Genomic DNA, 22,372 nt, shown 5'->3' with positions numbered 1-22,372 from the left:
TCCCCTTATACCTCTTTTAATTCTTCTAACTCGCTCCATCTCGTTATATCTTCATCATATGTCTGTTCTAGTTGTTGTTGTTCAATAGTTAAATCTTTGATTTTAGCGTAATCCGCACTTGCCTCAATCATTTCTTGTTCAATTTCTGACAAGCGTATTTCGGTCTCTTCTATACGCGACATCAATGACTCGTATTCACGCTTTTCTTTATACGATAGTCCTGTTTTTTTACGTTCTTTTATCTGAGTTTTTGATGTGTTGGTTGCTTGCTTTTCTATTGCTAGCTGTTTATCCTTTTCTTTTTTATATGTTTCGTAGTCTTCAAAACTACCAACAATACGTTCCATCATGCCATCATGAATAAACCAATATTCCTGAGCAACCTTATTCAGAAAGTAACGGTCATGGCTAACCGTTATTACTGAACCGCCAAACGAAGCAATATAATCTTCAAGTATCGTCAATGTCTCAGTATCTAAATCATTTGTTGGCTCATCTAGTAATAACACGTTTGGCTGATGCACAAGCAAGCGCAATAAGTATAATCGCTTTTGCTCACCGCCAGATAACTTATAAATCTTTTTACCATGTGTTGAACTTGGAAATAGAAATCGCTCAAGTAGTTGAGTGATTGACACTGTCGTTCCATCTTTTTCTTTGGCGACTTCACTCTCTTCCCTTAAGTAATCAATCATGCGGATATCACGATTTAACGTTTCTTCAGTTTGTTTAAAATAAGCCACCTTAACAGTCTGTCCTATCTTTAACGTCCCCTCAAATTGTTGATCTTCGCCGCTAAGTATATTGAGCATCGTTGTTTTTCCTGCACCATTGGGTCCAACGATACCAATACGTTGCCCACTCTGTATAATTTGAGTTATATCTTGAAATAGCGTTCTGCCATTAATTATTTTTGTTAGACTATCAAGCTCATATACTTGTTTGCCTAAACGAGAATAAGCTAAATTTAACTCGCCTTTATCTTGTGTCTGTTGCTGCTTTACATCTGCCTCTAAATCGTTGAAGCGATGAATACGTGCTTGTTGCTTCGTAGAACGTGCTTTTGCTCCTGCACGCATCCAAGCTAACTCTTGTTTATAAAGCGCACGTTGTTTATCATTTTGCTTTTGTTCAATTACTTCTTTTTCGGCACGCATCGCTATATAGTCTTCATAATTTCCAGGGTATGTCGTTAATTTTCCACGGTCAAGTTCAACAATGCGTGTTGACACTTCATTTAAAAAATATCTATCATGCGTTACAAATAATACGGTATAAGGATATTGTTTAACATAATTAATCAACCAATTAATCGATTCGAAATCCAAATGGTTCGTTGGTTCATCTAACAATAATAAATCAGGTTGTTCAATCAACGTTTTAGCTAACACGACACGTTTTTGTTGTCCACCTGATAAAGAACTGACTTGTTTTGTCGTGTCATGAATACCTAATTTAGATAAAATCGTTTTTATCTCCGCATTATAATCCCATGCTTCATGTCGATCCATAGCTTCTTGTGCAGCCATCATTGCTTGAAAATTTCGGTCGGTCTGTTCAACTGTATATTGTTGTACCGCTTGTTCATAGTGTTTAATGATTTGTAATGTGCTTGTCTCTGAACTGAGCACGGCTTCAAACACCGATAAATTACCATCTAAATCTTGTTTTTGAGAAGAATACCGAATACGATATTGATTAGGATGTGTGATATCGCCAGTAAAATCATCATCTATACCACCCATCACTTTGAGTAGCGTGCTTTTACCTGTACCATTGATACCAACTAATCCAATTTTTTCATGATTTGAAATCGCTAAACTCAAGTCATCGAAAATAACTTTATCTGCATATGACTTATTAAGATGTTCTATTTTATATGCTTCCATGACGTGATTTCCTCTTTTACTATCGAAATTTCAAAATGATTTTGATAAGCTTAATTCAGTTCTATATATTATACACCTTTTTACAGGTAAATGATACAAGGAGTCACGTTTATGGAAGAATTATTTGGAAGCTTACCATCCTATTTCCAAGCACTAATCGCTGGAATAATTACCTGGCTTCTTACAGCATTAGGTGCAGCCGGTGTGTTTATTTTTAATAAAGTAAACGGGAAAGTTCTTGCTTCCATGCAAGGATTTGCAGCTGGTATCATGATTGCTGCCAGTTTCTGGTCATTATTACAACCTTCGATTGAATTTAAAGAAGATACTACATTCCCTTGGTTACCTGCTGCAATTGGCTTTTTACTAGGTGGCTTATTTATTCGGTTGCTAGATGCTATTATTCCTCATATACATCAACGTATTGGTGATAAAAGTCATTATCGTGAAGGTGTAAAAACGTCATTAAATAAGAATACTTTGCTCGTTTTAGCAATCACATTGCACAACATCCCAGAAGGTCTATCAATTGGCGTTGCCTTCGGAGGTATTGCCTCTAGTAATGAACATGCGACCTTTCTAGGTGCACTGGGCTTAGCTATAGGCATTGGCATTCAAAACATTCCAGAAGGTGCTGCTTTATCAATGCCTATTCGTGCTGCTGGAGCTTCAAAATGGAAAGCCTTTAATTATGGGCAAGCATCTGCACTGGTTGAACCCATATTTGCTATGCTTGGTGCTGCACTTATAGTAGTTATGACACCAGTTCTTCCCTATGCATTAGCATTTGCTGCTGGGGCAATGATATTCGTTGTCGTGGAAGAACTCATTCCAGACTCACAGTCAGGTAATAACACAGATTTAGCAACATTGAGTTTAATGATTGGCTTTACAATCATGATGATATTAGATGTTGCTTTGAGTTAATATTATATGAATTAGAATACAATAAAAAGGCAGTCTGACTTCATTCGTTCAGACTGCCTTTTGTTTGGTCGCTAATAATTATAGAGGTAATTGCGCTATTTTTATATTCAAAATTTAAAAATCGGGCTAGTGATTTAAATCACCAGTCCGATTTATTATAGAACCAATTATTTTTGATTGCCTTTTGGTCCCGTCTTATATTCATATTTAGCTGGATTGACCTTTTTGAAATCTGGATTGTTGTAAAATCTGAATAAATCACCATTCAGAATACTATCGCTCATTTCAAGGTCTTTTTCAACTTGTTGTTTATTCTTATCAAAGTCTTTTGGTTTCTTTTCTAATAGTTTGTTGTCTTTATTAGAATATATTTTACCATTAACATATTTATAATTTTGGGTAATGAAATCACCATTTCTAAATGGTATCACATCTTTATGCTCTTTTGATAACAAGTCGGTACCCATCATAATATAGTTCTTCGTATCAATACCAACTAAATGTAAAATCGTAGGCATAACGTCCATTTGGCCAGCGTATGTTTTGTCAACTGTACCTTCTTTGCCTGGTATTTTTAACCAGAATCCCGTACGGTTTAAGTCTGTAAACTTGGCTGGTGTAATTTGTTCACCTAATAATTTTTCCATTGCATTATTATGATTTTCAGAAATACCATAATGGTCACCATAAATCATAATAACAGAGTCGTCATATAAACCTTCTTTTTTCAAGTCATTAACATACTGTTCTAACGCTTGGTCTAAATAATGTGCCGTTTGAATATAGCCATCTACTGTAGAATCTCCCGTATTTGGTTTATCTATATCAGCATCTTTATCATCTAAAGTAAACGGATAGTGGTTCGTTAATGTGATTAGATGTGAATAGAATGGTTTTTTCATTTTCTTTTGATAACCTGCTGATTCTTTAAAGAACTCTTTATCTTTTAAACCTAAGTTCACGACATTATCTTCAGACATATCATAGTATGTTGCATCGTAAAATTTATCAATACCAAAGTGTCGATAGATTTGATCACGATTCCAGAATGTTTTGTAATCACCGTGCATCACGTTAGACGTATATCCTTGCTTTTGATCTAAAATCGCTGGCAATGATTGATACGTATTGTCTCCTTTTAATGAAAAGGCTGAACCTTGTGGTAAACCATATAAACTGTTATCCATCATAAATTCAGAATCAGATGTTTTACCTTGTCCTGTTTGATGGAAAAAGTTTGGATAATATCTGAAATCCTGTTTACCTGAAGATAGTTTATTTAAAAATGGTGTTACTTCTTTACCATTTACCTTTTTATTGATTAAAAACGTTTGGAAACTTTCTAAATGAATTTTAATTATATTTTTCTTTTTTGCTACCCCGAAATACTCAGGATTTGCTTTAGTTCTTTTTTGCTTCGTATAGTTTAAAACTTTAGTTAAATCATCTTCGGATGCTAAAGCTTTCTGTTGATTATTTTGAATTGTTTTAACGCCGTCATAAACCGTAAAATTATATGGTCCTAAATATTTCACCAAATATTTATGGTCAAATGTACGCGTTAATAATTCAGGTCTGTCTGTTTCAGCAAATGCTAAGTTTAAGAAAAATAAAGCGACTGAAGCAGCCATCACAACAGGTACAAACTTCTTACTAAATACGCGTTTATCTAGCCAATTGTTTTTGAAAATCAAGATAAATAAATAGATGAAAGTATCAATAAAGTATACAAAATCATACCATTTAAACGATGCGGTTACTGCGCCCCCCATAGATTCCACATTACTAGCTTGATTCAACGTACTAAATGTTAAAAAGTCAGTAAAGAATCGGAAGTAAACCACATTGGCATAAAGTAAAAAAGTTAATAAAAAACCAGCGATAAAAATAAACCAATATGCTTTTTTTCCTTTAAAGAATAGGAAGACACTTAAAATAAGTGCTACTAAACTATATGGATTCATTAATAATATTAAATTCTGAACTAATCCCTTAACACCCAAGGAAAAATCAACATAGTATGAAAAATACGTTTTCAGGGTTACTGTTAACACAGTTAAGATAAAAAACGTAAAAAGACTTATTTTCTTTTTGCGTATGCTCATGTGTGTTTCCTCCGTTTATAATTATTCCAACTTTAAAAGACCTGTACTATTACTTGCGATAGGCGCTTTATCTTTCGTTCGCCTTCACTATCCCATGCTAAAAAAGTTAGGAAAAAGATGAAACGATGTGCTATCACAGACGCATCGTGCTTGTTTCAACTTTCAATATTTCTTTAAAATTGCGTTGTGTTCCTCTGGTTTCAGTGCCCACGTTAATCAATGATGCGTTTAACCCCATTATATGTAAAACGTATCATAACGATTGTAAATGGACCGTTCAAATCTATAGTAGTATCGTTGTTGTTTACTGTAGTTATGAATAAGCGAAAAATCCCCTACTTAAAACATTAACTTTGTTAATATTTTATTAAGAAATTTCATTCATTGTAATTGAATTGTAACAAAAGTGCATAGTTCAATATATAAATATATAGTATATTTGACCATCTTTCAAGTAAAAAGAAAATAATATCACTGCATAAACTACAAGACAATACCATATTATAACTTTTTTTCTTTTAGTTTTAATCAGCCTAAAGGCTGACCTCTGTTATTTTAACATTTCTAATTTCATGCGATACTCAATCGCATGAAAGATTTGATTAACCCAATGGCTATATTTGACAACATTCTTTTCTGCGGTTTCAACATCGATAAATTGAAATTTTAGTCTTGCGCCTTGTGGTTTTTGTGCTAATTTAGATAAATGATAACTTGCAATTGTGCCAATTTGAGGATAACTTCCTAGCGTATAATGATCATTAAGTAAAATAATAGGCGTACCGTCACGTTTAACTTGAATGGTTCCCCGCTTCACACTTTGATGTGCCGGCATGTCCTCGTAATAGGCTTTGATACTTTCTCCTTGTAAATACATTCCCATGCGATTAGCTTTACTAGTAACTTTATAATCTCCTAATGTAAAGCGCTGTACAGTAGCTTCATCAAAATCTTCTGTCCCTTTATTTTTAATTACATGAAAGACATCTGAAATATAGTTAAATGATAATGCATATCCGTCTATTCCCCAATCGGTTTGATTGCTTTCGGCTAAATTTTCAAATAACTTGGTGTGTCGATGTGAGTAGTTATTTTTTAATTGTATCGTATCACCAGCTTGAAGTGTTCTTCCTTTAAAACCACCAATATGCGTATTAAAGTCGGTAGAACTAGAGCCCAACCATTCATCTAATTGAAAGCCTCCACCTACTGCAAGATACACACGAGAAGTACGGCTTGTTTCATTGAATGTTAATGTGTCGCCCGCTTGAATTAAATATAATTTATAAGGTGTGATGGTAAGGTGCTCTGTCTGTGCTTTAAAATTACTACCAGTTAATGCAATTAAAGTCGGTTCAGTAAACTGAAGTGTTGGCAATTTATGTGTCATTTCTAGTGTCGCTTCATTCTTATCATTAGCGACAAGTCGATTGGCAATTTCATGGGCAAGCTCATCTAAAGCACCGCCTGGAATAACGCCATCATGCTCGTATCCGCGACGTCCAAAATCTTGAAAACTACTAAATAGTCCTTCTTTTATAACTTTAATCGACATGGTTCATATGCTCCTAATTCTATCTCATCTTCAGCAATCGCTTTAAAGGTTACTGAATCTCCTAATTTGATTAATGTGAAATCGGCTTGGTCAGGATAAAATAATTGTAGAGGAGTATACCCTATCACTAGCCAATCATTGTAAGTGTCTGTAGTCACAATGCCACACTTTTTACCTTCTAAAATTACTGACCCAGCAGGTACTTTTTTCTTGTTTGCACTCGTATGATTTACATATAAGCTTTCATTTAATCCACTTAAATAAGGAAAACCTGGTGAATACCCCATCATTGATACAAAATACGCTTCAGATGTATGTAAATTCACAAACGTCTCAAAATCAAGCCCATATTCTTGTAATAATGGTTCTAAATCTGGACCATAAGTACCACCATACACAACAGGTATGTCACAAATTTGTTTCGTTTGTGTGGCAGCTGTTTGTTCTAAATCAGCTTGACTTATCTGTTCTATTAAATGTTTCATGTGCTGATAGGGGGATTCAATATGATGATGTTTAATCATATCGCGGGCATCATAAACAATCATCATATCAGATTCAGTTGGCACAATCTCAACAATAAATGGTAAGTCTTGCTTAACTAGATAATCTCTCAGTAATAACAATTGTTGTGTTACATCTTTAGACACATCTTTTTGGATAGCCACTATAATAGCTTGGTCTCCTTGGCTATATATTTTCATAAACACACCTCTAATATTTTTAGACTTGTAAATTTCGGACAATTATTGTGCAGGCACACTGACTACAAAACTATTTGATTAATGATAAAAAACATCCATAATGCGCACTACATATGGAATAAGCGACTGACAGAAATAGTATACACATACACATTGACAACAAATTGACACGGTCGCTATTACTTTTGCTCGTATCAAGCGTTCTGTTTTATAATAATGATTAAATATGAATTTACTTATTATCCCAATCACCACTATACTTATCAACCATACTACCAACATTGTTATCCCACTTTTTTAAAATATATTTTTAATACTTTATTCCTTTATATTTTATAGATAAATTGATACATCGGCAACCTCACGCAAGCTGTTTATTAAATATATTTTGATTTCTTGCTTTTGAAGACCTTCTTTTAACATATCCACGGTGTAGTCCTTTTCGAAAAGCTTCCCCTGATCAATCATCTCTTGTCTTTTACATCCTGGTAAAAAATCATGCTGATAGCTTGGCGTATAATATTTTCCTTGTTCTTCAATCATGATATTACCAATATCAAACTCTAATATTTTATATTCGTTATATAATAAGATTAAATCGGTCGTATGATTATGTGTTAGATGTTGTCGTTGTGATGTTTTATTAATAAGTAACGACGTCTCTGTCGCATTGTCAATCGACTGTAATCTAGCTGTGAAATAGGGTTTGTACATTAATGGTTCAACTTTAATTTCAAATGTGCCATCTTTACTTAGCTCTATTTTGAGTCTATAGATACCTTGATTATAAGTGGCTTGAATGCTACTAAGTTTCGACTCCCATGCTGTTTCGTTAAATAAAAATCCTAAAGCTGCACTAGAAGAACGTATACGTTTTGTATGATAATAAACACGAGGGATTACGCCTTGCTCTATCCGCATAGTCTCAAATATTTTCATTTATAGCATCTCCAAAATTTTAGCTTTATCACGAAATTCTTGCACTTCATTTTCAGGATCAGAATCAATAGTAATACCCGCGCCGACACCGTATATCGCTTTATTATCACGATATTCAATTGTGCGAATAGGCACATTAAAAATCATCTTGTCATCTGGCATCAATATGCCAAGCGTACCACAGTAAATATAACGCGGTTGGTCTTCTAATTTGTGAATATATGACATCGTGTTTAATTTAGGTGCACCTGTTATGGAACCACAAGGAAATAGCGCATGAAATAACGTTGCTAATGGTAATGTTGCATTTGAGAGTTGACCTGCAACCATACTTGTCATTTGATATACAGTGGCATAAGTTTCAATAAAAAACGGACGATACACATGTACCGTACCTTTTCGTGCAATTCTAGCAATATCATTTCTCAATAAATCAACAATCATGACATTTTCTGCTCTATCCTTTAATGATTGTTGTAAATATTTATAATTATATTGATCTTGCTGTTTGACATCTGACCTTGGCATGGTGCCTTTCATAGGCTTACTCACAACTACATTATCTTGACCATCAAATGGCCCTTTCTGAAAGAATAATTCGGGTGAAATAGAAGCGACTTGTACGTCTTCAGTATCCATTAACATGGTGTAATTGCCATTTTTAGTTTGCGTTAATTTATCATACAGGTCTTTAATTGGCATTTGTACTGGCGAACTCACTCTTGTTGTATAGTTTATCTGGTAAGTTTCGCCATCAATAATTGCTGCTTGTACTGCTTTGATATGTTGAATCATAGTTGCCTCTTTTACTTGAAAGGCAAACTGGTGTTGTGGCTTATTATTATAATGCTTTATTGACGTCTCTTGTTGTATGGGCTGTGCCGATTGATAACTATAAGCCGCTGCTAATATTGCATCGTCTGCAGTTGGATGCACAGCCATGTCAGGATTAAAGTATTGTGCCGCTTCATACGTCATATAAAGCGCCACATATTTCCCTTCTTTCTGCTGTTGTTCTGCAAAATTGATAACGTCTCCCACATCTTTCATCTCATATGCTAGATATTGCCCTAACCTTTCTGTGAGTTTAAGTTGGTGCGTTTCGTAGCGTGAATCGTCTAAATAATATCTATAATTAAATTGTATTGTCACACTGATTCACCCCCAAAGTTTTAATAAACAGCTCAATTTGTGCATGACCATGTTCACTGAGAATTGATTCAGGATGATATTGCACCGCATAAATAGGCCATTGTCGATGCTGAACTGCCATAATAATACCTTCATCATTTTCAGCACTAATTTCAAGTTGTGCCGGCAGTGATTGACGCTCTGCAATCAAAGAATGGTAACGCATCACTTCAAAATGTTGTGGCAGTTGAGCAAAAATACCTTTATTATTATGATTAAGCTTTGTTGTGTGGCCGTGTACAGGTCGTTTACCATGAATAATACGGCCCCCAAAATAATCGTAAATGCATTGAAATCCTAAGCAAACACCTAATATGGGAATACGCTTTTTAAATGCTGCAATAATCTGTGCGATTATCGGATAATCACTAGGCTTACCCGGGCCTGGGGAAATAACTAGCGCTGACGGATTAAGCTGTTGTAATGATTGTATTGTGACTTGATTGATACGATAAACAATGATTTCTATATCAGTAACTGTTTTAAAATAATCTATCAAGTTATATGTAAATGAGTCGTTATTATCTATGACTAATATCATTTTATGCTTACCTTCTTTAGTTTCATTCGTAAAAATTACCACTTTATTATAATATATATGTAAGGGGTTACGTTTCTATTATCCCAAAATATTTCTTGATTTTACATAGTTTCTGTATTATTCTAGCTAGCGTATTCAAAATAAATAATCAGAGGTTCCTAGCCGAAACCCTCTATAAAAAACTAGACACCGAATGTTTCAATCAATATTTAAAGTAACTTATCATCATATGCATTTACTTATTCTGTGGTCTATCTTTTTTATAGAGATAGCTTTTTTTATGTCTAAAAATAGGTTGCATTACCCTCAACGCACTTAAATTGGAGAGATGGACAATGACTGAAACAACTTTAAACAATAACAAAGCCATAGTCGTATTTAGCGGTGGTCAAGATAGTACTACATGCTTATTTTATGCTAAAAAGCACTTTGACGAAGTCGAACTTGTTACGTTCAATTATGGACAGCGTCATAATACTGAAATTGAAGTAGCCAAAAGCATAGCGCATGAACAAGGACTAGCACATCACATTCTTGATATGTCGCTATTATCACAATTAACGCCAAACGCATTAACGCAACACGATATGAAAATCGAAACCAACGATGACGGTATGCCTAATACATTCGTACCTGCACGTAATCTATTGTTTTTATCATTTGCAGGTGCCCTTGCTTACCAACTCAACGCCAAACATATTATCACTGGTGTATGTGAAACAGATTTCTCTGGCTACCCAGATTGCAGAGATAACTTTATTAAATCAATGAATGTGACACTAAGTTTAGCTATGGATAAAGATTTTGTTATTCATACACCTCTCATGTGGCTAAACAAAGCTCAAACATGGGCGCTAAGTGATGAACTTGGTGTCTTAGACTATATCCGTCATCAAACATTAACATGCTATAACGGCATCATTGGTGATGGCTGCGGAGAATGTCCAGCTTGTCACTTAAGAGCACGTGGTTTACAACAATATCTTAATTCTAAAGGAGCGAAATAATATGTTACAACAAATTTACCCGTCTGTCTCACATCCTTACCAATTCGAACTCAATAAAGACTTTAATTTTTCTGCAGCACATTTTATACCATGTAAAGATGCTGGAAAATGCGTACGCACTCATGGACATACGTATTTCGTAAATTTAACAATTGCGGGTGACACGCTTGATCATAATGGTTTCCTTATCAATTTCCAAGAGTTAAAAGCATTGATTCACGATCAATTTGATCATTATTTATTGAATGATTTGCCACACTTTAAAGATCAAAGTCCCTCTACTGAAATTGTGGCACAGACAATATATAACATGATTGAAAATCATCTGATGCAATATACAAATCGTCCACATTGTGTTCAAGTCTACTTAAGAGAAACACCAACAAGTTATGTTGTTTATCGTCCGAAGGTGCAACATTAATGGCTGCTAAAATACCTGTATTAGAAATTTTTGGCCCCACAATTCAAGGTGAAGGCCGTGTCATTGGACGTAAAACGATGTTTGTTCGAACTGCTGGATGTGATTATCGCTGTAGTTGGTGCGATTCCGCATTTACCTGGGATGGCAGTGCAAAAGATCAAATTCAATTAATGAGCGCAACAGAAATTTATGAAAAATTAATTGAAATTGGTGGCGATTGTTTTGATCATGTAACGATATCAGGAGGTAATCCTGCATTAATTAAAGGTATACAAGATCTTGTCGATTTATTTGAAACTGAGCATATCGCAACTGCTTTAGAAACACAAGGTAGTAAATTCCAACCTTGGATGACACAGATTAATGATTTGACGATAAGTCCTAAACCACCTAGCTCTTCAATGACACCTAATTTAGAAGTTTTAGATCAAGTCATTGCACAATGTGTGCCACAATCCTTAAATTTGAAAGTGGTTGTTTTTGATGATGAAGATTATGCTTTTGCCAAAATGATTCATCATCGTTATCCAGACATACCTTTCTATTTGCAAGTAGGCAACCCATACTTAGCAGATGACGTAGCAAATCACACTGAAAAACTATTGTCACGATATGAACAATTGGTTGAAAAAGTAATGCATAGCAATGATATGAATCGCGCTTATGTCTTACCACAACTTCATACATTATTATGGAGCAACAAAAAAGGTGTTTAAATTTATCGCTATAAAATGTTTTGTAAGTGTTATGAAATGATTAAGTTGTGTTAAATTGCTATAATATGGCAATGAAGTATTTGCGATAGGAGTTCATCATGATTATATACGTACTATTAAACATTGCTGTAGTTTTGGCTATCGTTGGGTTTGATTTATATAGGCAGCAATATAAACAACTTAAATTTAGTTCTCTACTATTAGCGATTGTCATTAACACAACAATAAATATGTTTATTATTCAAAAGTATAATTTTATTTCAACTTATACCACTGCATTACTAATCATATGGTTATTACTGCAACTGTATGTTAATTATAAGGTACATCCTTTTGTAATTAATAACCAAAAATTTCTTGCCAGCATATTTGCGATTATTTTAAGCTTATCAGCATTTATTATGGATATTTCGAGCGACCAATCTGTCTATATGTCCATTCCTTATCTGTCACCAGCTATTTTTCTAATTGGGGCAATCATTTTATTTACGGGTACATTTAAATCAACCGAACGCAATCGCTTGCCATTATTCAAACGAATACAAGCCCCTATCATGATAGGAACAATTATTATTGCATTATCATTTGTTGTTATGATGATGTTAACACCATTCTGGTACATATTTTTAGGAATCTATGTATTATTTATAGCATTTATTATTTGGCAAAAAGTATTTCAACATTATTAAAATAACCGGAACACACTTGTCGGCGTGTTTCGGTTATTTATTATATATGCTCTTTTTCTTTATCTTTCACGGTATGCTCATGGTTTATATTACATTGATATGCATTGGGACTATGACCATTTTCATAGGTTAAATTCGAAGCTTGTACAATGTACTTAGGTCTTTGCTTCACTTCATAATAAATCCGTCCGATATATTCTCCGACAACACCTATAGAGATAAGCTGAATACCACCAAGTAACAAAATAGCAGCTATCGTCGTGAAATAACCTGGATTACTAATGCCATTTACGATAATGCCTATAGACAAATAAATAATATAGATAAGGCTAATTGCAAAAATAAATAATCCAAAATAAATCATTGTCCGTAATGGCTTACTATTAAATGAAATTAAACCATCAATACCATAATTAAATAACTTTCTAAAATTCCACTTTGATTGTCCCGCTTCACGTTCTACATTTTTATATGAAAAGACTTTTGTATTATAACCAATCCAAGCAAATAATCCTTTTGAAAAACGATTGTTCTCTTGCAACTCAGCAATTGCACACACAGCTCGTTGACTCAACAATCTAAAATCTCCTACCCCATCGACAAACTGGACATCTTCAACAAATGCATTAATCAATTTATAATACATCTTTGTCACTATTTTACGTGATAGCTGTTCGCCTTCTCTATCACGTTGGGCAATGACTTGATCATAACCCTCTAGATAACCATCAATCATATTGGGTATAAATTCAGGAGGATGCTGTAAATCACCATCTATCATAATGACAGCGTCTACATCAACACTATGGTGAAAACCTGCAATCATCGCTGATTCTTTACCAAAATTCCTACTAAATGAAATAAACTTTACGTGTTTATCTTCTAACGACAATTGCTGTATGTGTTGAATCGTACTATCTTTGCTACCATCATCAATAAATAATAAATCATAGTCATAATTTTTTTCGTTACTGTCTTTCAACATAATTTCAGTCAATCGCTCATATGTTTTTAATACGACTTCTCCTTCGTTATAACAGGGGACAATGACTCTGATTTTCATCCGATTACTTCCTTTACTTATTTCTTAATACTATTTTATCAATTTATTCATAAAACGCGCTAGTATCGTTCTTTAATTTTACAAAAAATTAATAAAGTTGCAAGCGAACTAGTTTTTAAAGCTATTTTATTTTTTTAAGTAGGCTTATCATTTGTACTATTTTAAATCGCCAATGCTAACATCATCAGGATCTTTCCCTTGTCTTGCATTGCGATTCAAACTATCAATTTCTGCAATTTCAGCTAATTCCAAATTAAAATTAAATAAATCGAAATTTTCTTTAATTCGTGAAGGTGTCTGAGACTTAGGTATAATGATACGATTATGTGCTAAGTGCCAACGCAACACGATTTGAGCCGGTGTCTTGTCGTGTTGTTGGGCAATATGTTGAATTGTTGGATCATCTAATAATCCGCGATTGCGCATCAATGGCATCCATGCCGTTACAGTAATATCGTGTTTATCGCAAAAGTCTTGAACATCCTGTTGATTAAAGTAAGGATGCAATTCAATTTGGTTAATTTGTGGAACGATATTGGTTTCTTGCATTAATTTTTCCAAGTGATGAATTTTAAAATTACATACGCCAATCGCTTTTACTTTACCTTCATGATATAAATCCTCTAGTGCTTTATATGTTTCAATATATCGTCCATTCTGTTCACATGGCCAATGAATCAAGAATAAATCAAAATAATCAAGACCCATGTTATCTAAAGAACGTTGGAAATAGGCTTTCGTCTGTTCATAACCTTGATGATCATTCCATACCTTAGACGTGATAAACAATTCTTCACGTGGCACACCACTGTTCTTTAAAGCCTGTCCTAATGATGCCTCATTGCCATAAAAATATGCAGTATCAAATGCACGATAGCCGGTTTCTATAGCTTGTTGAATGACTTTCGGCATATCTTCATCAGTGATTTTATAAACACCAAAACCTACTTCGGGCATAGGATAGCCATTATTTAATAATTGCGTATCATTCATCTAAAGTCTCCCCTTTTAAGTTGCCTATTGTTGAGTTAAGCTTATCGTAAGTACAGATTATAATACAAATAAAACATACTCAATTTAACAGTGAAAAATTTTCTTAACATCGTTAACTTAACCATCATGCCATATAAAAAAGAGCAGGAATCAAAGTCAATTATGACTGTGCTTTCCCACTCCAATAAATAAGTCACCCCATATGCTATGCTTTAATCTTTTGCATGAGACTCATCTTCATCTTCTTCGCTAATGGTTGGTCTGTTTTCAAGATATTCATATTTTAAAATAACCCAAATAATTTGATGATTTTCAACTTCAGAAATATACCAACGATCATAAGTTGTATCAACATAATCATCTTTCTGAAGGTTAGTGTTTTGAGCTTGTAGCCAACCACCTATCGTATCAATATCTTCTGAGTCAGCAAATTGAATATCAAACTTTTCATTTAAATCATCTAATAATACTCGACCATTAATTTGATACGTATGGTCATCTAATTTAATAATATCGTTAACTTCATCATCATCAAATTCATCACGAATTTCTCCAACGATTTCTTCTAAGATATCTTCCATTGTTAAAATACCAGCTGTACCACCATATTCATCAATGATTAAACTGATATGCACATGCTCACGTTGCATGCGAATTAATGCATCACTAATTCTTGTTGTTTCAGAAATCATTGGCAATTCATGAATATAGTTTGCAATTTTAATAGGTTTACCAGAGGCATATTCAGTTAAGAATTCTTTAACGTTAATAAATCCTTTGATATGGTCTTTGTCACCATCTTCTGTTATAGGATAACGTGTGAATTGATATTCCTTTATGGTGTCCAAGAGTTCATCAACATTAAATGGTTCATTTAACGTTACCATTTGAGTTCGTGGAACCATGATATCTTTAGCATTTCGTTCGTCAAAAGAAAAAATATTCTGCATATAATTTAATTCTGTTTGATTAATTTCTCCACCATTATAACTATTGTTAATAATAATTTTAATTTCCTCTTCAGACATCGCATCGCTATGTGCATCAGGATCTACACCGAAAATGCGGATAATCACTCTAGCGGAGCCATTCATCAACCAAATCAATGGTTTCATGACGTTACCAAAGTAATATAACGGTCTAGAGTATACTAGCGCTAGTTTTTCGGTATGTTGAATAGCCAGCGATTTAGGTGCCAATTCACCTAAAACAACGTGTAAATAAGTAACAATGATAAACGCGATAACAAAGGAAATTGTTGTTGTTAAAGCATCAGGTAAATGTAACAACTCAAACAATGGATGTAACAATTTGTCAAAGGTAGGTTCTCCTAACCACCCTAAACCTAAAGATGTTACAGTTATACCTAATTGGCATGCTGATAAATAGTAATCTAAGTTGGCGATCATACGTTTAACAATTTTTGCGTTACCGTTACCTTCATCAGCAAGTTGTTCTATCCGAGTTGCACGCACCTTTACTAAGGCAAATTCTGAGCCAACGAATACAGTTGTTAATGCTATTAAAAGAAAAAATATAACTAAATTTATTATGGTCGCAGTTTCCAATTAATCTCCCTATATCTAGGGATTCACCTCCAAAATATATGTCCCATTGGGAAACAAGATTATGAATTCACTTGGTTTCATGACATTAATACTACAAGTTAAATCCTTCCCATTGTGACACCCCCATAAAAAATTGTATTACTCTTATTTTATCATAATATAATTGCGAATAGTGGCATTTCGTTCATTTTAATATCATGTTTAACAAAAACATCGAGTTACAATCTTCTATACATTATCATACGTTTCTATTTTACTAAATATTTTTGCGTTTTTGTGGTATATTTATTCGAACATGATTGGAAAATAGATCCTTTCTTTGGTTTATTAACGCAAAAATACTTTTATGTAAAGTATTTAACAGTCATTGGCAAAAGCAGTACATTATTATACAAATTTTAATAAAAATCCATTCATAATTAAAAGAGAGCGGGACTACGAATTCATAATAAATTCGTAGTCCCGCCCCGGCAATGATGTCCAGACACTTAATGCATATACTAAACAAAAATACCACCTTTGGGATTCAGTATAAATTCATTTATAGTTATTATCTTGATATTAACTTCTCCAACTTCATGAGAAGGTCACTTATTCATCCATTGCCTTAGATGCTTCGATTTCATGTTCTCTTAATTTAGGTTTGAGGAAACCATACATTAAAGCTGACACAATCGTACCAATAATTAAAGCGATAAATGTTTGCACAAGATGATGATAATCTGTTGCAAAAATAACGATAATACCACCATGCGGTGCACCAATGCTTGAACCTAATCCTAATGCAATGGCACTACCGACTCCTGACCCTACCATCATTGAAGGAATCACACGCAATGGGTCTGCAGCTGCAAACGGAATTGCACCTTCTGTAATGAAGGAGAGACCCATAACATAGTTTGGTATGATTGAACCACGTTGTTCTTTCGTAAATTTACGTTTGAAAATAATCATCGCAGTTGCAATTGCTAACGGTGGAATCATTCCACCAATCATTGCTGCAGTTATAGGTGCAGTGTTACCCTCAAATAATGCCGCAGTTGAAAAGACATAAGCTGCTTTGTTGAATGGACCACCCATGTCGATGGCCATCATAGCACCAATAACCAAGCCAAGTAACATAATATTCGCACCTGATAAACTGTTTAAACCATCAAGTAATAATTTATTCAACCAAGCTGCAGGTGGGTTAAATACGTATACCATAAGCAAGCCTGTAATTGTCACACTTATGAGCGGATAAATTAAAGTTGGTTTTAAACCTTCTAGTGCTTGTGGTAATTTACGCGTCATATATTTAATACCTTGAGTTAAGTAACCGGCTAAGAAACCAGCAATGATACCACCGATAAATCCTGAACTACCTGTAACTGCAAGCATACCACCGACTAAACCAGCAGCAAAGCCTGGTTTATCCGAAATACTACGTGCAATAAATCCAGATAATATCGGAATAATTAATTGAAAGGCACTTTTATTACCAATGTTCCAAAGTTGTTCAGCAAAAGCATTATATTCTGAGCTATCAGGTTTAAATGAGTTAGCACCAAATAGAAATACAATGGCCATTAAAATACCGCCCGCAATAACAAGTGGTAACATATTAGATACACCATTCATTAAGTGCTTATAGAATGCTTTCCCAAAACTTTGTTTTTCATTTTGTTCACTCGCATTTCCATGTTGACTATCGCCACGTGCAATAAAAGGTTTGCGACTCGTATCAAGTGCGGTGTTTATCAATTCTTCTGGGCGTTTAATGCCATCCGCAACCGGTACTTCTACCACATTTTTACCATCAAAACGGTCAGTTTCTACATGAACATCAGCTGCAACAATAATACCTGTTGCACGGTCAATATCTTGTTGGGTTAATTTATTTTTAATACCACTTGAACCATTCGTTTCAACCTTTATTTTTATCCCCATTTGTTCTGCTTGTTTTTTCAAAGCATCTCGTGCCATGTAGGTATGTGCGATACCTGTTGGACAAGCTGTGACAGCCAAAACATATGGTTCAGTTGAATCAACTGATGAATTTGCCTCTGCTGCTTCTTGTTCTTGAGCTTCTTTTTCTTCTTCTTTTGTTGCTTCATCATCAGCAGCATCAATAATTCGGAGTACTTCTTCAGGTGAAGTTGCATCTAGCAAACGTGCTCTCACTTGCTCATCCATTAAGATTCCTGACAATTTAGCTAGTGCATCTAAATGTGTTTGAGCACCGCCTTCAGGAGCTGCAATCATAAAGAATAAGTGGGCTGGTTGCATATCTAAACTTTGGTAATCAACGCCTGCTTTAGATTTACCAAAAGCAATCGCTGGTGCATTAACTGCTGCTACTTTGGCATGTGGGATAGCAATACCTTCTCCTATACCTGTTGTACTTTGAGCTTCACGATTATGAATCGCTTCTTTAAAAGCCGTTACATTATTTAATTTTCCTGCAATATTTAATTGATTGACGAGTTCATCAATCACACCATTTTTATCAGTAGCAGTTAAATCCATAGCTATTGTTTCTTTAGTAAGTAGCTCTGTAATTCTCATCAATATCACTCCCCATCAAGTACTGTCATTGTAACTTGATCTTTAATTTTTTCTATATCATCTCGTGTGGCTAAGTCATCATTAAATGCTGTAGCAGTTCCTGCTGCAACGGCTTGTTTAAATGCTTCTTGAATTGACAATCCTGAAGTTAAACCAGCTACCATACCAGCTACTGTACTATCTCCAGAACCTACCGTATTAATAACCTTACCTTGAGGGTTTTGTGCTTTAATACTTTGCTGTTGATCGATATATATAGCACCATCGCCACCCAATGTTATGATTACTGACTGAGCACCTTGTTCTAATATTTTACGACCATAATAAACGACATCCATATCATTTTGAATCGTGATATCAAACATCTCTTCAAGTTCATCTTTATTTGGTTTAATAAATAAAGGTTGAAATGGTAGTATCGTATTAACCAAATCCTTTTCAGCATCTACAACAAGCTGTGCACCTGTTTCTTGAGTAATTCGTGCAATTTGTGCATAGGCATCACTTGGAATACTTTGCGGCACACTACCAGCTATAACAACAACATCTTCTGACGTTGTTCGCTTAATTTGATTAAGCAATGCTTCGAATTGTTGTTTACTAATATTGGGACCTGGTGCATTTATTTCAGTTTCTTGACCAGATTTCAATTTAACGTTAATACGTGTATCTTCATCTACAGTAATAAAATCCGTATAAATCTCATTAGCTGCGAGCGTATCTTTTATAAATTCACCTGGAAATCCACCAGTAAAACCTAACGCCGTTGAAGGTATGTCTAATGTGCTTAGCACTCTAGAAACATTAATACCTTTACCCCCAGCAAATTTATGTGTTGTCGTCGCTCTATTTAGTCCACTTAATTCAAATCCATCAGTAAACATAATGTAATCTATAGAGGGATTAAAAGTAACCGTATAAATCATGACAAACCTCCTAAAATATGATAACGTTCTTGGAATTGTGCCAATGATGGTTCTGTTAACGCTTCTTTTGACGTTAAAATGGTCACATCTGCATCATCGTCATTAATCCTTGCAAAATAGACTTGTTTAAACTTCGAATGGTCTACCAAGACAAATGACTCATTTGAACGTTGCATTGCCATTTCTTTGATTAATGCTTCTTTTTCGTCTGGAGTTGTTAATCCATGCTTTAAATCAATACCATTCATGCCTAAAAATGCTTTATCAAAACAATAGCGTCTAACTATCTCTAATGCTGAGGCACCCACCGTAGCTAATGTTGTATCTTTAACTTCTCCACCAACCATAAGCGTTTTGATACCTTTTGCTAACAACTTTTCAACATGCGTTAAACCATTTGTAACTACAACAATGTCTTTCGCTGTAATGAATGGAATCATTTCTATCGTTGAAGATCCCGCATCTAAGAAAATGTATTCTCGATCTTGAATCAAAGCTGCAGCATACTGTGCAATTTCTTTTTTCTCTGTTAAATTCGTTGCAAGCTTATCTGACAATATTGGTTCCAACACCCTGTTATGTACAATGGTTGCACCACCATGAACCCGTTGAAGTTTGCCCATCTGTTGTAGTTTCGATAAATCACGTCTTATTGTCGAAGCACTACATCCAATACGATTTATTAGTTCTTGGAGTGATAAAAAGTCTTTCTTATTCAATTCTTGGAGGATTAAATCATATCGTTTTTCAGTTATCATTGCCTCACCTCATTTCACTTCACATTATAATGTTCGCGCTTACATTTTTCAATCAAAAGTTATCAAAAACTGTCAAAAACAATCACAATTCGCAGTTTTGTCACAAAAACCATTTTTTAATAATATGTTCACACATCAAAATAAAAACCGCAAAATGCTTTTGAAGCACTTAGCAGTTCGTAAGAAGTTTAATACTATTATTCATTTAAATTTATTTCGTAATCTTGGTCTAAGTGTCTTTTCACTATGCTGTTGAAATTATCCATGCTGAATGATATTAGCGGTTTTGGCTTTCGTAAGGTTTATTAAATCTTTGACACCTACAATAATTTGAGCACCTCGATGCCCGCCACTAACGTATATCGATTCTTGTTGCAGTGCTGACTCATCTATAGTCGTTGGGAATAAATGTTTCATGCCTATAGGTGAACAACCACCACGAATATATCCTGTAACTTTTTTTAACTGATCAAGTGGCATTAAGTTTAATTTCTTTTCTTGAACTACATGTGCTGCCTGTTTTAAGTCCAGTGTAGTATCAACCGGTATGACAAATACAAAATGATCGTGATTCGCATTTTCTAGGACCAGTGTTTTATATACTTGTTCAACGGGCGCATGAACAAGTTGTGCAATATGGACACCGTCAACATGTTCTTCACCAATTTCATACGTATTCACTTTATAATCTACACCTGCTTGATCCAACATACGCATTGCATTTGTTTTAGTTGCTTTTTTCTTCTTCATTATTCGTGTCACCTCATTGTCTTCATTCAAATTTATTTTACGCTGAGTAAGCACAATGATTCAAATACAAACAAAACAAAAACACCTTCGATTATCTCAATCATCCGGTGCTAATGTGTATTCTTATCGTTTTCTACTTTGCCATTTTTGTTAATTTTAATATTGTTATCGTGTTGTGTACCAGAATAAGTCACATCTCGACTTGTCTCTTCTATCTTCGTCATATGTGATTCAACTTGTTGCTTTTGTTGCGCATAGTTAGAAGCAATCACTTTGCATTCTTGATCTGTATATTTGTGTGGCTGGTTAGCTTCTATCGTTAAACTTTGTGTCTGTTGTTTATTAGTTCTTTCAGATGCATGTGCTGTAAGATGGTTCACTTTAACTACATTTTCAATAGCTGATACTTTATTTATCTTTGAAAATGTTGATATTGTTTGATGGACTTTAGCCAAAGCTTGTTCATTTGTAGCAATAAACAATAGAAATAACAAACATATCGTTAACAACACTGCGACAGCACTTAAAAAAAGATTCTTCAGTTTCATCTCCTTACCCACATTTCTTCACTTAATTTTTATTCATCTTAACATAAAAAACCGCAAAATATATTGTGTATAATACAATTTAAACCAACTGTAATCTTTGTAACATAATCATCATTCAAAGGATGCAAATGTTACAAAATCACTATGTATTGTAACCTAAATCTAATGTCTAACTTACTTTAATGATGAAACACTTAAAGCGCATGGTTCATTTAATCTAGTGAAGTCTACTATAATGATGCGAAAGTGCCTTATTTATTAAAAGAACTTCAATGTAAAATCACATGTTATTACGTATTGAAGACAAGACACTTTAGAGAACAAGATAAGCTGGGGCCCCAACAAAGAGAATTCCGACAAGAAATTCACCAAGTAATGCAAGTTGAGGCGGTCCCTGACTAAACCAGTTTTTCCTAACAAAGTGAGCTAGGATGACTAAAGCTATCCTCTAAGCAAGTGATCCAATCATACAAACTATTGTATATAAAAACAGTCTGGGAAATAATTATATTTTAGGCTCTGAGTTCTATATTGG

The 22,372-nt window shown here is 34.3% G+C and carries 20 protein-coding genes; 5 read left to right on the top strand and 15 right to left on the bottom strand.

Going from position 1 to position 22,372, the window contains the following annotated elements:
- Positions 1-5 precede the first annotated feature (5 nt).
- Positions 6-1,889: an ABC-F family ATP-binding cassette domain-containing protein gene (locus HMPREF3267_RS09110; protein ID WP_002479361.1), complete on the bottom strand. Its 1,884-nt coding sequence runs from the start codon at positions 1,887-1,889 to the stop codon at positions 6-8.
- Positions 1,890-2,000: 111 nt separating this feature from the next.
- Between HMPREF3267_RS09110 and HMPREF3267_RS09105 the strand changes: the two genes are divergently transcribed.
- Complete coding sequence (locus HMPREF3267_RS09105) at positions 2,001-2,816, top strand: ZIP family metal transporter (RefSeq protein ID WP_062078649.1); 816 nt, start codon at positions 2,001-2,003, stop codon at positions 2,814-2,816.
- Between the two features lie 167 nt (positions 2,817-2,983).
- On the opposite strand, the gene ltaS is transcribed toward HMPREF3267_RS09105, so the two are convergent.
- From ltaS to HMPREF3267_RS09075, 6 genes are all read right to left on the bottom strand, one after another.
- A complete protein-coding gene (gene ltaS, locus HMPREF3267_RS09100) occupies positions 2,984-4,921 on the bottom strand; it encodes a polyglycerol-phosphate lipoteichoic acid synthase LtaS (protein ID WP_002479363.1) in 1,938 nt (645 codons plus the stop codon).
- Between the two features lie 550 nt (positions 4,922-5,471).
- Positions 5,472-6,476, bottom strand: a complete 1,005-nt coding sequence (locus HMPREF3267_RS09095; protein WP_002479364.1) for a 5-oxoprolinase subunit C family protein — start codon at positions 6,474-6,476, stop codon at positions 5,472-5,474.
- Positions 6,458-7,180 carry a 5-oxoprolinase subunit B family protein gene (locus HMPREF3267_RS09090; protein WP_002459760.1) on the bottom strand — a complete coding sequence of 241 codons (723 nt, stop codon included), beginning with the start codon at positions 7,178-7,180 and terminating at the stop codon, positions 6,458-6,460. The genes HMPREF3267_RS09095 and HMPREF3267_RS09090 overlap by 19 nt, the downstream gene beginning before the upstream one ends.
- Positions 7,181-7,513: 333 nt before the next feature.
- A complete protein-coding gene (locus HMPREF3267_RS09085) occupies positions 7,514-8,119 on the bottom strand; it encodes an aminotransferase class IV (RefSeq protein ID WP_062078647.1) in 606 nt (201 codons plus the stop codon).
- A complete protein-coding gene (locus tag HMPREF3267_RS09080; RefSeq protein ID WP_070823818.1) occupies positions 8,120-9,271 on the bottom strand; it encodes a chorismate-binding protein in 1,152 nt (383 codons plus the stop codon). It abuts the gene before it with no gap.
- On the bottom strand, positions 9,255-9,851 hold the full coding sequence (locus HMPREF3267_RS09075; protein WP_002479366.1) for an anthranilate synthase component II: 597 nt from the start codon (positions 9,849-9,851) through the stop codon (positions 9,255-9,257). The genes HMPREF3267_RS09080 and HMPREF3267_RS09075 overlap by 17 nt, the downstream gene beginning before the upstream one ends.
- Positions 9,852-10,186: 335 nt before the next feature.
- Here HMPREF3267_RS09075 and queC point away from each other — a divergent pair, with 335 nt between their 5' ends.
- The 4 genes from queC to HMPREF3267_RS09055 all read left to right on the top strand — a co-directional run bounded on the left by queC (position 10,187) and on the right by HMPREF3267_RS09055 (position 12,684).
- On the top strand, positions 10,187-10,858 hold the full coding sequence (gene queC / locus HMPREF3267_RS09070) for a 7-cyano-7-deazaguanine synthase QueC (protein ID WP_002459764.1): 672 nt from the start codon (positions 10,187-10,189) through the stop codon (positions 10,856-10,858).
- A 1-nt stretch (position 10,859) separates the two neighbouring features.
- A complete protein-coding gene (gene queD / locus HMPREF3267_RS09065; protein ID WP_002459765.1) occupies positions 10,860-11,279 on the top strand; it encodes a 6-carboxytetrahydropterin synthase QueD in 420 nt (139 codons plus the stop codon).
- Entirely contained in the window at positions 11,279-11,995 is a 717-nt protein-coding gene (gene queE, locus HMPREF3267_RS09060; protein ID WP_002459766.1) for a 7-carboxy-7-deazaguanine synthase QueE, read from the top strand. The genes queD and queE overlap by 1 nt, the downstream gene beginning before the upstream one ends.
- Positions 11,996-12,093: 98 nt before the next feature.
- The gene (locus HMPREF3267_RS09055) at positions 12,094-12,684 is read left to right on the top strand and encodes a hypothetical protein (protein WP_002459767.1); all 591 of its coding nucleotides are present in this window, start codon (positions 12,094-12,096) and stop codon (positions 12,682-12,684) included.
- Between the two features lie 40 nt (positions 12,685-12,724).
- On the opposite strand, the gene HMPREF3267_RS09050 is transcribed toward HMPREF3267_RS09055, so the two are convergent.
- From HMPREF3267_RS09050 to HMPREF3267_RS09015, 8 genes are all read right to left on the bottom strand, one after another.
- Positions 12,725-13,747: a glycosyltransferase family 2 protein gene (locus HMPREF3267_RS09050; protein WP_002459768.1), complete on the bottom strand. Its 1,023-nt coding sequence runs from the start codon at positions 13,745-13,747 to the stop codon at positions 12,725-12,727.
- Positions 13,748-13,903: 156 nt separating this feature from the next.
- A complete protein-coding gene (locus tag HMPREF3267_RS09045; protein ID WP_062078643.1) occupies positions 13,904-14,740 on the bottom strand; it encodes an aldo/keto reductase in 837 nt (278 codons plus the stop codon).
- A gap of 212 nt (positions 14,741-14,952) precedes the next feature.
- Positions 14,953-16,308, bottom strand: coding sequence for a hemolysin family protein (locus HMPREF3267_RS09040; protein WP_002459770.1), 1,356 nt, complete (start codon positions 16,306-16,308; stop codon positions 14,953-14,955).
- Positions 16,309-16,899: 591 nt separating this feature from the next.
- Positions 16,900-18,855, bottom strand: a complete 1,956-nt coding sequence (locus tag HMPREF3267_RS09035) for a PTS fructose transporter subunit IIABC (protein WP_012990944.1) — start codon at positions 18,853-18,855, stop codon at positions 16,900-16,902.
- A gap of 5 nt (positions 18,856-18,860) precedes the next feature.
- Positions 18,861-19,781: a 1-phosphofructokinase gene (gene pfkB / locus HMPREF3267_RS09030; protein ID WP_062078641.1), complete on the bottom strand. Its 921-nt coding sequence runs from the start codon at positions 19,779-19,781 to the stop codon at positions 18,861-18,863.
- Positions 19,778-20,539, bottom strand: coding sequence for a DeoR/GlpR family DNA-binding transcription regulator (locus HMPREF3267_RS09025; RefSeq protein ID WP_002479371.1), 762 nt, complete (start codon positions 20,537-20,539; stop codon positions 19,778-19,780). Before HMPREF3267_RS09025 ends, pfkB begins: the two co-directional genes overlap by 4 nt.
- Positions 20,540-20,797: 258 nt before the next feature.
- Complete coding sequence (ybaK, locus tag HMPREF3267_RS09020; protein WP_037544809.1) at positions 20,798-21,289, bottom strand: Cys-tRNA(Pro) deacylase; 492 nt, start codon at positions 21,287-21,289, stop codon at positions 20,798-20,800.
- 110 nt (positions 21,290-21,399) lie between these two features.
- Entirely contained in the window at positions 21,400-21,837 is a 438-nt protein-coding gene (locus HMPREF3267_RS09015) for a hypothetical protein (RefSeq protein ID WP_002493002.1), read from the bottom strand.
- Positions 21,838-22,372 lie beyond the last annotated feature (535 nt).

Origin of the sequence: Staphylococcus sp. HMSC62D11 (assembly GCF_001839145.1) — a bacterium.
Lineage (GTDB): Bacteria > Bacillota > Bacilli > Staphylococcales > Staphylococcaceae > Staphylococcus > Staphylococcus lugdunensis.
The sequence above is the reverse complement of the archived record's forward strand: the minus strand, read 5'-3'. Positions and strand labels throughout refer to the sequence as shown.